General features: G+C 73.5%; 12 protein-coding genes. 9 read left to right on the top strand and 3 right to left on the bottom strand.

Annotation, left to right across the window (positions count from 1 at the left end):
• Positions 1-222: 222 nt before the first annotated feature.
• Both ACFVX6_RS02940 and ACFVX6_RS02935 read right to left on the bottom strand, forming a co-directional pair.
• Positions 223-1,668 carry a DHA2 family efflux MFS transporter permease subunit gene (locus ACFVX6_RS02940; RefSeq protein WP_389687317.1) on the bottom strand — a complete coding sequence of 482 codons (1,446 nt, stop codon included), beginning with the start codon at positions 1,666-1,668 and terminating at the stop codon, positions 223-225.
• A gap of 14 nt (positions 1,669-1,682) precedes the next feature.
• A complete protein-coding gene (locus ACFVX6_RS02935; protein ID WP_389687315.1) occupies positions 1,683-2,309 on the bottom strand; it encodes an NADPH-dependent FMN reductase in 627 nt (208 codons plus the stop codon).
• A 111-nt stretch (positions 2,310-2,420) separates the two neighbouring features.
• Between ACFVX6_RS02935 and ACFVX6_RS02930 the strand changes: the two genes are divergently transcribed.
• The 5 genes from ACFVX6_RS02930 to ACFVX6_RS02910 all read left to right on the top strand — a co-directional run bounded on the left by ACFVX6_RS02930 (position 2,421) and on the right by ACFVX6_RS02910 (position 6,925).
• Entirely contained in the window at positions 2,421-3,086 is a 666-nt protein-coding gene (locus ACFVX6_RS02930) for a TetR/AcrR family transcriptional regulator (RefSeq protein ID WP_389687313.1), read from the top strand.
• A 130-nt stretch (positions 3,087-3,216) separates the two neighbouring features.
• Positions 3,217-4,374: a serine hydrolase domain-containing protein gene (locus ACFVX6_RS02925; RefSeq protein WP_389687472.1), complete on the top strand. Its 1,158-nt coding sequence runs from the start codon at positions 3,217-3,219 to the stop codon at positions 4,372-4,374.
• 61 nt (positions 4,375-4,435) lie between these two features.
• Positions 4,436-4,993, top strand: a complete 558-nt coding sequence (locus tag ACFVX6_RS02920) for a GNAT family N-acetyltransferase (protein WP_389687311.1) — start codon at positions 4,436-4,438, stop codon at positions 4,991-4,993.
• A gap of 65 nt (positions 4,994-5,058) precedes the next feature.
• A complete protein-coding gene (locus tag ACFVX6_RS02915; protein ID WP_389687309.1) occupies positions 5,059-5,568 on the top strand; it encodes a SigE family RNA polymerase sigma factor in 510 nt (169 codons plus the stop codon).
• Between the two features lie 76 nt (positions 5,569-5,644).
• Entirely contained in the window at positions 5,645-6,925 is a 1,281-nt protein-coding gene (locus ACFVX6_RS02910; protein ID WP_389687307.1) for a hypothetical protein, read from the top strand.
• A 44-nt stretch (positions 6,926-6,969) separates the two neighbouring features.
• Here ACFVX6_RS02910 and ACFVX6_RS02905 read toward each other — a convergent pair whose 3' ends face one another.
• Positions 6,970-8,628 carry a bifunctional 3'-5' exonuclease/DNA polymerase gene (locus ACFVX6_RS02905; RefSeq protein ID WP_389687305.1) on the bottom strand — a complete coding sequence of 553 codons (1,659 nt, stop codon included), beginning with the start codon at positions 8,626-8,628 and terminating at the stop codon, positions 6,970-6,972.
• A gap of 349 nt (positions 8,629-8,977) precedes the next feature.
• On the opposite strand from ACFVX6_RS02905, the gene ACFVX6_RS02900 reads away from it, so the two are divergent.
• The 4 genes from ACFVX6_RS02900 (at position 8,978) to ACFVX6_RS02885 (ending at position 13,241) form a co-directional block, all read left to right on the top strand.
• Positions 8,978-9,409 carry a winged helix-turn-helix transcriptional regulator gene (locus ACFVX6_RS02900; RefSeq protein ID WP_389687303.1) on the top strand — a complete coding sequence of 144 codons (432 nt, stop codon included), beginning with the start codon at positions 8,978-8,980 and terminating at the stop codon, positions 9,407-9,409.
• Between the two features lie 4 nt (positions 9,410-9,413).
• Complete coding sequence (locus ACFVX6_RS02895; protein ID WP_389687301.1) at positions 9,414-10,592, top strand: DUF2786 domain-containing protein; 1,179 nt, start codon at positions 9,414-9,416, stop codon at positions 10,590-10,592.
• Positions 10,593-10,818: 226 nt separating this feature from the next.
• Positions 10,819-12,900: an FUSC family protein gene (locus ACFVX6_RS02890; protein ID WP_389687299.1), complete on the top strand. Its 2,082-nt coding sequence runs from the start codon at positions 10,819-10,821 to the stop codon at positions 12,898-12,900.
• A 104-nt stretch (positions 12,901-13,004) separates the two neighbouring features.
• A complete protein-coding gene (locus ACFVX6_RS02885; protein ID WP_112450436.1) occupies positions 13,005-13,241 on the top strand; it encodes a DUF397 domain-containing protein in 237 nt (78 codons plus the stop codon).
• Positions 13,242-13,262: the final 21 nt, after the last annotated feature.

Genomic DNA, 13,262 nt, shown 5'->3' with positions numbered 1-13,262 from the left:
CTGGCATGAAACGCCCGGGCCGCTTGGTGCCGGTCGTAGGCTCCTAAAAACACGATCGACCAGCGCCTTCGTGACATTGGCACGCACCGGCCAGGACCTAATGGCCACGCCCTGACAGCCCGCACCCCGGCTCCGGTCGAGCTGCCGGACGGGGTCTCCGTACGCCTCGGCCTTCGGCGCGTGGGCTCGGCTCTGGCCGCGGAGCCGCCGAGAGGGGGCGGGTCAGGGGTGCCGGCCGGGGAGGCGGGACGCCGGGATCAGGGCCAGGGCGAGGAGGAGGGCTGCGATCGCGTACGTGGTGCGGAAGCCCGTCGGGGTCGTGCCCGTTCCGCTCAGGGTGACGGAGAGGAGGGCCGTGCCCACCGAGGCGCCGATCTGGGAGTTGATGCTGAGGAGGGTGCTCGCAGCCGTCATCCGGGCCCTCGGGAGGTCCCGGCTCGCGGTGGTCATCGTCGGCATCAGGACCATCCCGGCGCCGACGCCCATGACGATCGAAGCGGCGACGAACCGCCAGGGCGCCGCCTCCGCGGACCCGGCCTGGAGCGCGGTCAGGGCCATGCCCAGGGCGCCCACCGCGATCCCGGCCCGGATCAGCCGGCGCGGGGAGACCTTGTCCACGCGGCGCGAGGCGATCTGCATGACCAGCCCGACGGTGAGTCCGGCCGGTGCGCCCAGCAGCCCGGCCGCCGTAGCGGTCATGCCGCGGCCCTGCTGCCAGTACATCGGTCCGAGCAGCATGGATCCGAAGTAGCCGCAGGTGAAGAGGGTGAGCGTGGCGATCCCCGCCCGGAAGGTGCGGTCGCCCAGCAGCTTCAGGTCGAGCAGGGGCTCACGGGCCGTCAGGGCCCTTCGAGCGAAGGCGGCCACGAGTGCGGCGCCGGCCAGGGTGGGGAGCAGGGCGTCGGGGGCGGTGAAGGTGCCGCCTTCCCCGCCCCGGGCCAGGCCGTAGAGGAGCAGGGCGAGGCCCGGGGACAGCATCAGCAGGCCGGGTACGTCCAGCCGGGGCGCGGCGGACGGATCGCCCGGCGCGTCGGAGCGCAGCAGTTTCGCTGCGAGGAACAGGGCGACCGCCCCCACGGGCAGGTTGACCAGGAAGATCCACTGCCAGGACATCGAGTCGACCAGCCAGCCGCCCAGCACCGGACCGGCGACCGGGCCGACGATGATCGGCAGCCCGAGCAGGGCCATCACCCGCCCGAGCCGGGCCGGGTCCGCCGTGCGCATCACCATGGCCATGCCGACGGGCATGAGCAGACCGCCGCCGAGGCCCTGTACCGCGCGGAAGGCGATCAGGCTCCCGGCGCTCCAGGCGCACGCGGCGAGCAGCGATCCGAGCGAGAACAGGGTGAGGGCGCCCAGGTAGGTGCGCTTGGCGCCGAAGCGGCCCATCGCCCAGGCCGAGGCCGGGATGACGGCGGCGAGTGCGAGCGTGTACGCGCTGGCGGCCCACTGGATCGTTGCCAGGGGGGCGTGGAAGGCCTCGGAGAGGCGGTGCAGGGCGACGTTGACGATCGTCATGTCGAGCACCGACATGACCGAGCCGACGATGACGACGCCCGCGGTGCGGTGGAGCCGGCGCGCCGACGGGGCGGGGTCCGGCCCGGCCGCGGTGTCCGCGGGAGGCGTTGCCGGCGGGGTCGCGCCTCGGGGGGTTCGGGTCGTACGCATCCTCGTGCCGCCCCTCAGCCCTGGTACGGGTGGCTCGCGCGGGCGGCGCGCAGTGCGCGTCCCCACCAGGTCAGCTGGCCGAGCATGCCCTTGACCGCGCCCTCGGCCACGGCGGTGTCGCGCGGAACGCCGTCCGGGCCGAGCCCGGACCACGGCCCGTGCAGGCTGACGGAGTCGCGCACGGTCACGGCGTGCAGTTCGGCGAAGACCAGCCGGAGCTGCTCGACGGCGCGCAGGCCGCCGCCGAGGCCGCCGTAGGAGACGAAGCCGGCCGGCTTGGCCTGCCACTCCTCGCGGTGCCAGTCGATGAGGTTCTTCAGTACGGCCGGGAAGCTGTGGTTGTACTCGGGGGTGACGACGACGAAGGCCTCGGCCGCGGCCAGCCGGGGGCTGACCTCCGCGAGGGCGGCGGCCGCCTGCGGGCCCGGCGAACCGCCCCAGCCGGGCATGGTCAGCGGCAGGTCGACGTCGGCGAGGTCGATGAGGTCGAGGTCCAGCCCGCCGACGGCCGCCGCGGCGCCGAGGAACCAGTCGGCGACGGCGGGGCCCTGACGGCCCTCGCGGACGCTGCCGAGGATGACGGCGACGCGCAGCGGCGCGTCCTCGTGCGGGGTGGCGGGAGCGGAAGCGGTGGCGGGCATGGCAGGGTCCCCTCGTCGGTGGGGCAGCCGCTCGGTGCGGCCGCTCCTCCGGTAAACTACAACGACCGTTGTAAAAAGTGCAACGGGCGTTGTACTTCTTGTGGAGGCGAAATGAGCACCGGCGCGGGCACCGGCACCAATGCCAAGAAGCTGGAGAAGCAGATCGCCATCGCGAGCGCGTCCTGCGGGGTCTTCGGCCGTGAGGGCTACGCCCGCGCCTCGGTCGACGCGCTCGCCGCCGCGGCCGGCGTCTCGACCCGCACGCTCTACAACCACTTCCCGGGCGGCAAGGCGATGCTCTTCGCCACCGTCGTCACCTGGACCTCGGGGCAGGTGCGCGACGCCCAGATCGCCCAGATCGAAGCCGTCCTGAACCCCGAACGCCCGCCCCGTCCGGAGGACCTGGAGCGGGACCTGGTCGCCTACGCCCACCGGGTCATCGGGCTCATGACCGACTACGCCGACCACTTCGCGCTGGTCCGCCACATCCACGCCGAAGCCGACCACGTGCCCCCGGAGGTCCTGGAAGCCTGGGCGAACGCCGGCCCCGGCCCGGTGTCCCGCGCGCTCGCGGACGCGATGGCGGGCCTCGACGCCGCCGGGCTGATCGACGTACGCGGCGACGCGATGCTCGCGGGAGCCCACTTCATGGCGCTGACCTCGCACTCCATCGTGCAGCTCTCGCACTACGGGGTCCTGCCCCTCCCCAAGGCCCAGACCGACCACCTGATCGCGGGCGGCGTCGGAGCCTTCCTCCGGGCCTACCGGGCGAGTTGAGGACGTACACCGTACTGGGGTACCCCCGCCCCTTCCGGTCGCCCGGCCCCCGGCCCGGGGCTACGTTGGACGGGTGAGCACGACACGGTTGCGCAGGGCGGCTGTGGGGGCGGCCGCAGTGGGGCTCCTTATGGTGCCCGTGGGGGCCGGTGTCGGGTACGCCGTGGACGTGCCGACACCACCGGCGGCGAGCAGTGCGGCCGTATCCGATGAGTTTCCGCAGCTCACCCCCGCCGTGGCGCGGCAGTTGGACGACGCCATCCGGAAGGTGATGGACGAGGCCAAGGTGCCCGGGGTCCAAGTGGCCCTGTCGGCGCCGGGCAAGGGAGCGTACGTACGGGCCTTCGGCGTGGCCGACAAGGCCACCGGTGCGCCCATGACCGACGGCCTCAACATGCGGATCGGCAGCGAGACCAAGACCTTCACCGTGACCGCGATGCTGAAGCTGGTCGACGAGGGCAAGATCGGGCTGGACGACCCCATCGGCAAGTACATCGAGGGCGTGCCCAACGGCGACCGCATCACGCTGCGCGAGCTGGCCGGCATGCGCAGCGGACTGTTCAACTACTCGGCCGACGAGGACTTCTTCAAGGCGCTGACCAGTGATCCCCAGCGGCCCTTCACCCCGCAGGAGCTGCTCGCGTACTCCTTCAAGCACCCGGTGCTGTTCGAGCCGAACGCGAAGTTCTACTACTGCAACACCAACCTGATCCTGATCGGGCTCGTCGTGGAGAAGATCAGCGGGCAGACGCTCGCCGACTACATCACCGAGAAGGTCATCGAGCCCGCCGGGCTGACGAACACCCTCTTCCCGACCGGCGCCGAGTTCCCGACCCCGCACGCCCAGGGCTACACGGACCAGACGGCCTCGGGGAAGACCGAGGACGCGGCCGACTGGAACCCCTCCTGGGGCTGGGCGGCCGGAGCGATGATCTCCGACCTCCCGGACCTGCGGCGGTGGGCCGAGGTGCTGGCCACCGGTGAGCTGCTCACCCCGGCCACCCAGGCCGAGCGCCTCGACGTCGTACCTGCCCTGCCGGGCACCGGGTACGGACTGGGGATCTTCAACGTCCAGGGGTGGATCGGGCACAACGGCTCCATCCCGGGCTACCAGACCCTGGCCGTCTACGACGCGCAGTCCAAGGCCACCCTGGTCGTGCTGCTCAACACCGACATCTCCGCAGAGGGCGAGGAGCCGAGCACGCTGTTCGGCGAGGCGATCACCAAGATCGTGACCCCGCAGCACGTCTACACCCTCCCGGCCCAGCCCGTCACGGGGAAGGACTGACCCCTCGTCCCGAGCACCGCACAATGGATTCGGCGCGCGGGAGTGGACGAGGGAGAGCGATATGAACGGTCGGAACACGGCGGGCGGAGCCCAGGTGGCGGCGGACCCGGCCAAGGTGGTCCTGCGGCAGGCGGGCGAGGCGGATCTGGACACCGCCGCCGAGCTCTTCCGCGGCTACCTGGAGTTCTACGAGGTGGAGGTCGAGGACCCGGAACGCCCGCGCGCCTTCCTGGCGGAGCGGCTGGCGGGCGGCGACTCCTTCATCCTGCTCGCCGAGGTCCCGGGTGCGGGGACGGTCGGCTTCACGCAGGTCTACCCGATGTTCTCCTCGCTGGCCATGAAGCCCGCGTGGCTGCTGGGCGACCTGTACGTGGCCCCCGCCGGCCGCCGCACGGGCGCGGGCCGCGCGCTGCTGCGCGAGGTGCTGCGCCGGGCGCGGGAGGCCGGGGTCTCGGGCGTGCAGCTGGAGACGGCGTACGACAACCTCGTCGCGCAGGGGCTGTACGAGGCGGAGGGGTTCGTCCGCGAGGAATTCCACATGTACTTCCACGACCTCTCCGAGACGGGCTCCGGGGCGGGCTCCGGGACAGGCTCCGAGACCGTTTCCGCATCAGTCTGAGATCGGCTGAAACATTCCCGGTCCCCGTCGCGTCATTGGGGTGAGACGGGCGCGAGGGGGAGCCGATGGGGTACGGACGCAGAGATGGGTTCCGTGAGTTCGCGACGGGTAGATCGGCGCACTTGTACCGGTCGGCCTGTCTGCTGACGAGCGGTGACACCCACCTCGCGGAGGATCTCGTACAGGAGACCCTCGGGCGGATGTACCTGCTCTGGGCACGCGTCGCCCGGATCGACAATCCGGCGGCTTACGCGCAAACCGTGCTGGTGCGTGCCTTCCTGACGCACCAGCGCCGCCGGTCGGCGGGGGAGCGTCCGGTCGGGGAGTTCCCCGATGCGGGCGCGCCGGCCGGCGGCGATCCCGCGCTGCGGCTGACGCTGCTGGAGGCTCTGGGGCGGCTGGCGCCGAAGGACCGGGCGGTCCTGGTGCTGCGGTACTGGGAGGACCGCAGCGTCGAGGAGACCGCCGACGCGATGAACGTCAGCTCGGCGGCCGTACGGACCCGCAGCTCGCGTGCGTTGTCCCGGCTGCGGGAGCAACTGGGCGGCTCGCTCGCGGAGTTCGCAGGGCGCTGAGCCCCCGCCCGCTTGTGTGCACACCGTTCCACTTTTCTCACCCCATGATCCCTTTGGACGGAAGGTCTGATTCCGCATGTCCTTTGAAGATGAGCTCGGCGAGGCCCTCCGGAGTACGGGTGACGGCTTCACGTCCGAGGGCCGCGACCTCGTGGACGCCGGGGAGCGGCGCGGGCGGCGGATGGTGGCCCGTCGCCGGGCCGCCATGGCCGGCGGCTCGGCGCTCGCCCTGGCGCTGATCGGCACCGCCGGGGCCTACGCGAACGGGATGCTCGGGGCCGGCGGTGGCGGGGGCCGCGCGAACGTGGCGTCCTCGCAGGAGCCGCCTGCGCTGGGGCCGCTGGTGCGACAGGGGCAGGAGCAGCGCACCAACCGCGTCGGAACCGGCGCCGTCTCCGCCGAGCAGCTGACCGGGGTGCTCAAGCAGCTCCTGCCGCAGGGCACGCTCAGCACCGTCGAGGCGCGCGGAACGGGCCACGAGCTGGGCCCGGCGGTGAGCGCGGTCTTCGATGACGGCGAGGGCAAGAGCACGGTCGGCTTCGGCCTCTACCGGATCGACCCGAAGGGCGAGATGGCCGAGGACATGCTCAAGTGCCCCTCCAAGACCACGACGAAGTACGACAGTTGCACCTCGGAGACGCTCGAGGACGGCTCGCGGCTTTTCCTCTACAAGGGCTACGTGTACCCCGACCACCGGGCCGACGTGAAGTCCTGGCGCGCCATCGTGGTGACCCCCCAGGGGTTCATGGTGGACGCCCACGAGGAGAACTCGGAGCAGGAGAAGGGCGCGCCCGTCAGCCGTCCGACGCCGCCGCTCACGCTCGCGCAGCTCCAGGCGCTCGTGACGTCCCCGCTGTGGCATCCGGCCCTGAACGACCTGCCGGCCGCCGGTCAGGAGGAGGAGCGTCCGGCCGGCCGCCAGGGGGCGAAGGCGGTGGACATCCTGGAGCAGCTGCTGCGGACGGACGGGATCCCGGTCGTGCGCCGGGACGAGGAAGGGCCCGACCTGGGCTACCTGGTGCTCGACGAGGGCAAGGGCAAATCGCTGGTCAGCCTCGACATCCAGGTGGACAGCGCGGAAACGCCGGGGACGTGGGCAGACCTGTTCAAGGACGCCGAGACGCTGCCGGACGGAACGAAGGTCCTGACCCGGAAGCGGGACGGGGACAAGGGCGTGCCCGGCATGGTCTGGTGGAGCGCCGAGGCGCTGCGGCCTAACGGGACCCGGCTGATCCTGTCCGCGTTCAACGCCGAGACCCAGGGATCGGCGGTGACCCGCAAGGATCCGGTGCTGACGGTGGAGCGGATGAAGGAGCTCGTGACGAGCCCGAAGTGGGCCGCGGAGTACGGGCAGTAGAAGGAACCGGCAGGCCGGCCGCTTCCCCTCCGTCACTTCTTACGTCACTTCGCGTCCGCGTAGCACTCCACGACGGCCGTGGTGAAGGGGAAGCGGACCGGGGTCTCGCCGAAGGTGATGCGGCCGGCCAGGTCGCCCGCCGCGCGGATCGCCGCGACCACGGCCGGCGCCTCTTCCTCGGGGCAGTGGACGATGACCTCGTCGTGCTGGAAGAAGACCAGCTCGGCCCGCATCCCCGCCTCCGCGAGGGACCGGCGCAGGGCCGCGAGCAGGAGCAGCGCCCAGTCCGCGGCGCTGCCCTGCACGACGAAGTTGCGGGTGAAGCGGCCGCGCGCCCGGGCGTCGGTCGAGGCGTAGCTCGGCACCCAGCCGTCGGGGGCCTCCTCGGCCTCCTCCGGATCGGCCGGCGGCGGGCAGGTCCGGCCCAGCCAAGTCCGTACGAGCCGCCCCTCCTCGCCCGCCTTCGCGGCGTCGTCCACGTACGCCACGGCCCGGGGGAAGCGGCGGCGCAGCGCGGCCAGGTTCTTCAGGCCGTCCCCGGAGGTCTGCCCGTACACCGCGCCGAGCACGGCGATCTTCGCCATGTCGCGGTCGCCGGAGAAGCCCTGGCGGGAGATGGAGGTGTACAGGTCCTCGGGGCGGCCGGCCACCTCCATGAAGGCGGGGTCGCGGGAGATCGCGGCGAGCACCCGTGGCTCCATCTGGTCGGCGTCGGCCACGACGAGCCGCCAGCCGGGGTCGGCGACGACGGCCCGGCGGATCACCTTGGGGATCTGCAGGGCCCCGCCGCCGTTGGTGACCCAGCGGCCGGTGTAGGTGCCGCCGGGGATGAACTCGGGGCGGAAACGGCCGTCGTGGACCCAGTCCGCGAGCCAGGACCAGCCGTGGGCGGTGTAGATCCGGTACAGCTTCTTGAACGCGAGCAGGGGCTCCACGGCCGGGTGTTCCAGGTCCTGGATCTCCCAGCGCCGGGTGGACTTGAGCTTGATGCCGGCCTCCGCGAAGGCCTTGATGACGTCGGCGGCCAGCTCGGGCCGTACGCGCCGCCCGAACGCCGCCGAGACCTCGTCGGCCAGCTCCGCGAGCCGGCGGGGCTGGCCGCGCCCCGCGTACCGCTCGCCGAGCAGCTCGGTGAGCAGGGCCCGGTGGACGTCGGCCCGCCAGGGCAGGCCCGCGCGGTTCATCTCGGCGGCCACGAGGAAGGCCGCCGACTCGGAGGCCACGAGCAGCCGCATCCGGTCGGGGTGGGCGGTGGCGTCGAGCCGTTTCGCCTGGTCGGCGTGGACGGCGACGAGGGCGTCGAGCGGGACGGGGGCGGGCTGGGGGTCGAACAGCGAGTGCTGGCTGCCGGGCTCCGCCGCGCGCTGCGGGGGATCGGGCGGTACGGGTGCGTTCGTCAGGCGGGCCCATGCGGCGGCCGCCGAGCGGGGTTCGCCGAGGCGGCCCTCGTGGGCGAGCAGGAGCAGCTCGGCGTCCTCGATGTCGTGGCAGCGGTCCACGCGGGCGCCGGCGGCGAGGAGTCGGGGGTACACGGCCTGCGTGGAGCGCCAGACCCAGCGGGTGCCGGTGGGGGCGGCGCGGATCGCCTCGGCGGGGTCGGTGGTGGTGACACGGGCTCCGCCCGTGGGCCCGTCCAGGGGCATGGCGTGCCACCGGCCGTCGCCGTCCTCGGCGAGGGCCCACCGAGGGGTGTGGTCGCTCATGAGTGCGAGTGTCCCACCGGGGTCTGACAGCGCCGGTGCGCGCCGCGCTGGCACAGGTGTGCGCCGCTGCGCGGGCGCCGAGTCCCCTACCCGCCCTTCCACCGTTCCCCGGGCCGGCCCGGACCCGGTCCTCAAACGCCGGACGGGCTGGGGGGTACCGGGCTGCGCCCGGACCCCTGGGGCTCCGCCCCGGACCCCGGTCCTCAAACGCCGGACGGCTGTATTGGCTGCGCCCGGCCCGCCTCGAGCCCCGCCCCGGTTCTCGAACGCCGGACGGCTGGATTCGCTGCGCCCGGACCCCGTGGGGCTCCGCCCCGGGCCCCGGTCCTCGAGCGCCGGGCGGCTGGGTTTGCTGCGCCCGGACCCCGGACCGACCCCCGTCTCGGCCCCCGAGCCCCTCGTCGGCTGCGATGACGACTGCGGGATCCGCGACGTCCTCGACCGGCTCGGCGACAGGTGGTCGGTCCTCGTCGTCGTCCAGCTCGCCGCCGGACCGCTTCGCTTCAACGCCCTGCAGCGGGCCCTGGAAGGAGTCTCCCAGCGGATGCTGACCCTCGCGGTCCGCCGCCTGGAGCGCGACGGGCTCGTCCGGCGGACCGTGTGTCCGACCGTGCCGCCGCAGGTCGAGTACGAACTGACCGCGCTCGGCCACAGCCTGACCCACGTGGTGAAGGGCCTCGCCGACTGGTCCCTGGCCCACCGCCCGCAGATCGCCGCAGCCAGGGCCGAGTGGGACGAGGAGAAGCGGGAGACGGCGACGAAGGCGGCCATGTCAAGCTGAGGGTGTGAGAGACATCGTCGACCGGGCCTGCGAGGCCGCGCTGTACAACCAGGACGACGCCGGGCTGGACGCCGGGGCGTCGGTGCTCGTCGCCGAGGGGGATCGGTGGGGCGGGATCGGGCAGGCACTGCTCGCGCGCGGGGAGGAGTACGTGCGCCAGGCCTGGGAGCGCGGGTGGCGGCCGGCCGACGTGCTGCGGCTCGTACGCCGGGACCTGGAGCAGGCGCACCTGCGGATCACCGAGGACCTGATCGCCGCCGAGGCCCGGCGCTACGCGCGGCTGCCCGAGCGGTGGACCGACGCCGAGTCGTGGTGGGGGGACGACACCCAGTACGGCGAACGGCTGGTCCAGCGGGAGCGCACCGACCGCTTCAGCCTGGCCGGGACCGTCCTGGAGGTGTTCCGGCTGCTGATCCGGCTGCCGTCCATCGAGCCGGTCGGGCCGCTGCCGGGGGACCCGGCCGACGTGCTCGAGCACGCGCACATCGAGCCCCGCATGCTCGGGCGGATCCGCGCGCTGCTCGCGAAGGCCGAGGCGACCACCTTCCCGGAAGAGGCGGAGGCGCTCAGCGCCAAGGCGCAGGAGCTCATGGCCCGCCACACCGTGGACGCGGCCCTGCTCGCGGTGAAGTCCGGCACGACGCAGATACCCGGCGCCTGCCGGATCGGCGTCGAGGCGCCGTACGAGGAGGCCAAGGCGGTGCTGCTCGATGCGGTGGCGAGCGCGAACCGGTGCCGGTCCGTGTGGAACAGCGCCTACGAGTTCTCCACCGTCGTCGGCTTCGAGAGCGACCTGGAGGCGGTGGAGCTGCTGTACACCTCCCTGCTCGTCCAGGGCACCGCCGCCATGACCCGAGCGGAGGCCGGGCAGCGGGCGGGCGGGCGCAAGCGCACCAAGACCTTCCGGCAGTCCTTCCTCCTGGCCTACGCGAGCCGGCTGGGTCAGCGCCTCGCCGAGACGGCCGAGCACACGGTGGCCGACACCGTGGCCGAGGCCCCCGACAACCTGCCGGCCCTGGTCGCCCGGGACGTGGCGGTCACCTCGCGGGCCGAGGAGATGTTCCCCCGGACCACGACGACCCGACTGCGCGGGGCGACCGACCTCGCGGGCTGGGAGGACGGCACGGCTGCCGCCGACCGGGCGCACGTGGCGAACGCCGGCCGCGCCTCCCTGCGGCAGTAGCCCGGCCCGGGCCGCACGCCCGAGCTGCCCTGCGGGGCTGTCCCCCACCCGCCCTTCCCCCGTTCCCTGGGGCGCCGCCCCAGACCCCGCGCCTCAAACGCCGGCGAGGCTGAAATGTGCCGCACAGCGGCAAATCCAGCCCGGTGGGGGACCGCCCTCCGACGCGCGGGCCGCCCCACCCGGCGGGCTCCCGCGTTCCGCCCCCGCCGGGGCTACGCTCGGGGCCATGAGCTGGGTCCGGGCGCTGAAGGACACCGCCCGATCCGGATTGCGGGTCGAGCGGACCCGGCTGCAACCCCTCGTCGCGCTCCGCGCCGCCGTCGGCCTGGCCATCGTGATCGGCGCGGGCCTCGCCTTCCTCGGGCCCGGTTCCGCCGCCAGTTCCGCCTTCGGCGCCTACATGGCGGCCATCGCCACCTTCCAGAAGAGCTGGCGGCCCCGGCCCGTGCTCGCGCTCGCCGCCGGGCTGACCCTGGCCGTGTCCACCTTCATCGGCTACCTCGTCGGGTCCTCGCACACCCTGGCCTTCATGCTGCTGCTCGCCGTGTGGAGCTTCGCCGCGAGCCTGATGTGGGCGGCCGGCCCCACCGCCGGCATCATCGCCTCCGGCAACGTCGCGATCATGCTGGTCACCGTCACCCTGCCCACCTCCGTGCCCCAGGCCGCCGGGCACGCCGCGATGATCGCCGCCGGCGGGGTGGTGCAGGCCCTGCTGATCGTCCTCTTCCCCATCCGGCGCTGGGGCGCCCAGCGCGACGCCCTGGCCGACGCCCTCGCCGCCGAGGCCGACTACGCGCGCCGCCTGCGCCAGGACCCGGTCGCCTCCTTCGACCCGCAGCCGCTGATGAGGGCGCGCGACGCCGCGACCGTGACGGCGCGCCAGGCCCGCCGCCGTCCCGCCGAACTGCACGGCGCGCGGGGGCTCGCGGAGCGGATCCGGCCGGTGCTGGCCCTGCTGGCCGACCCGGCGGTCGGGGCCCCGGCCGAGGGCCCGGCGCGGGACCGGGCCCGGGAACTGCTCGCCGCGGCCGGGGCGGTGCTGGACGCCGCCGCGTCCGCGATCCGGCACGGGGAAGCGGTACGGCTGCCCGCGCCGGCCCTGGCGGTGCTCAAGGCTCCCGACACCGCCGACCTGTTCCAGGGCCCCGCGCTGCGCGCCGCGCGCAGGCTCGCCGCCCTGCTGGACGACGTACTCGACACCGCCGAGCCGGGCTCCGGGCGCACCGCCGATCCCGGGGAGTCGATGCTGCGGCCCACCCTGCCGGCGCTCGCGCCGATGGTGCTGGCAGCCGTACGGGCGGAGCTGCGCCCCGGGTCGCCGATCCTGCGGCACGCCGTGCGGGTCACCGCCGTCGCCTGCGCCGGTTACGGCATCGGCCACGCGCTGCCGTTCGGCCACGCCTACTGGGCCCCGATGGCCTCCGTCATGGTCATGCGGCCCGATTTCACGCAGACCTACACCCGCGCCGTCGCCCGCTTCGGCGGCACCCTGGTCGGGGTCGCCCTCGCGACGGCCGTGGTCCAGCTCGCGCACCCGGGGATGTACGTGTCCGGGCTGCTGGCCGTCATCAGCGCGGGCCTGATGTACACCTTCATGCGCACCGGGTACGCCGTCTCGATGGTCTTCGTCTCCGCCTACGTCGTCTTCCTGCTCGGCATGGGCGGCCTGCGCTGGGACCAGACCGTGCCGGACCGCGTCATGCTCACCCTGGTCGGCGGAGTCCTCGCGATGATCTCCTACGCCGTCTACCCGGCCTGGGAGACCCCGCGACTGCGGACCCGGCTGGCCGACTGGGTGGCCGCCGGCGGCCGGTACGCGGCGGCCGTGCTCGGGCAGTACGCGGACCCGGCCGGAGCACGCCGCGACGAGGTGCGCAGCGCCCTGCTGGCGGTGCGCGACGCCCGGGTCGCCTGGCAGGAGGCGGTGGACCGGGCCGCCGGGGAGCCGGTGCGCCACCGCGGGATCTCCCGGGCGGCCGCCGAGGACGCGGGCCGGGCCCTGGCCTCGATGGGCCGCCACGCGATGCTGCTGGAGGCGCACTTCCCGGACCGGTCCCGGCCCCCGGTGCCGGGCGCGGCCGAGCTGGCCCGGGCGCTGCGCGAGGCGACGGAGGCGGGCGCGAAGGCGGTACGGGAGCGGCGGGTGCCCGACTGGGAGGGGGTCCGCACGGCGCTGGCCGACGGGGGCACCCCCGACCCGGGCGTGCTGCGCGGGGCGGCGCGCCAGTTGCTGGACTCCCTGGAGGAGGTCTCCGAGGCCCTGCGGGTCCCGCCCCGCCCCGAGTCAGGGGAAGGTCGTCACCCTTAGTGGTGCCTTGCCTTCCGCTCGTGCACGTGCATCTGCCCATGCAGGCGTTCATGAACACAGCTATGATCCGGTGCAGTTGACATCTGCACTATCGGGGGCTTCCTGTGGACCACGCGTACAACGGGATGGCAGCTGCAGAGCTTGACGGGGTGACCTGGCAGAAGAGCAGACACAGCAACTCGCAAGGTTCCTGTGTGGAGTTCGCGAAACTGCCCGGAGGCGACGTTGCCATGCGCAACTCGCGGTTTCCGGACGGACCGGCACTCGTGTACACGCCGGCCGAGATAGAAGCGCTGCTGCTGGGTGTCAAGGACGGCGAGTTCGACCACCTGATCAGCTGAAGACCAGCCGAAGATCAGCCA

This window comes from Streptomyces sp. NPDC058289 (genome assembly GCF_042880975.1).
Classification (GTDB): Bacteria; Actinomycetota; Actinomycetes; order Streptomycetales; family Streptomycetaceae; genus Streptomyces; species Streptomyces stoeckheimensis.
The sequence above is the reverse complement of the archived record's forward strand: the minus strand, read 5'-3'. Positions and strand labels throughout refer to the sequence as shown.

What these genes read in the sequence shown, in the direction of transcription:
- ACFVX6_RS02940 (WP_389687317.1), bottom strand. Translation starts at nt 1,668, where the DNA reads ATGCGTACGACCCGAACCCCCCGAGGCGCGACCCCGCCGGCAACGCCT.
- ACFVX6_RS02910 (WP_389687307.1), top strand. Translation starts at nt 5,645, where the DNA reads ATGTCCTTTGAAGATGAGCTCGGCGAGGCCCTCCGGAGTACGGGTGAC.
- ACFVX6_RS02925 (WP_389687472.1), top strand. Translation starts at nt 3,217, where the DNA reads ATGGTGCCCGTGGGGGCCGGTGTCGGGTACGCCGTGGACGTGCCGACA.
- ACFVX6_RS02890 (WP_389687299.1), top strand. Translation starts at nt 10,819, where the DNA reads ATGAGCTGGGTCCGGGCGCTGAAGGACACCGCCCGATCCGGATTGCGG.
- ACFVX6_RS02915 (WP_389687309.1), top strand. Translation starts at nt 5,059, where the DNA reads ATGGGGTACGGACGCAGAGATGGGTTCCGTGAGTTCGCGACGGGTAGA.
- ACFVX6_RS02905 (WP_389687305.1), bottom strand. Translation starts at nt 8,628, where the DNA reads ATGAGCGACCACACCCCTCGGTGGGCCCTCGCCGAGGACGGCGACGGC.
- ACFVX6_RS02930 (WP_389687313.1), top strand. Translation starts at nt 2,421, where the DNA reads ATGAGCACCGGCGCGGGCACCGGCACCAATGCCAAGAAGCTGGAGAAG.
- ACFVX6_RS02920 (WP_389687311.1), top strand. Translation starts at nt 4,436, where the DNA reads ATGAACGGTCGGAACACGGCGGGCGGAGCCCAGGTGGCGGCGGACCCG.
- ACFVX6_RS02935 (WP_389687315.1), bottom strand. Translation starts at nt 2,309, where the DNA reads ATGCCCGCCACCGCTTCCGCTCCCGCCACCCCGCACGAGGACGCGCCG.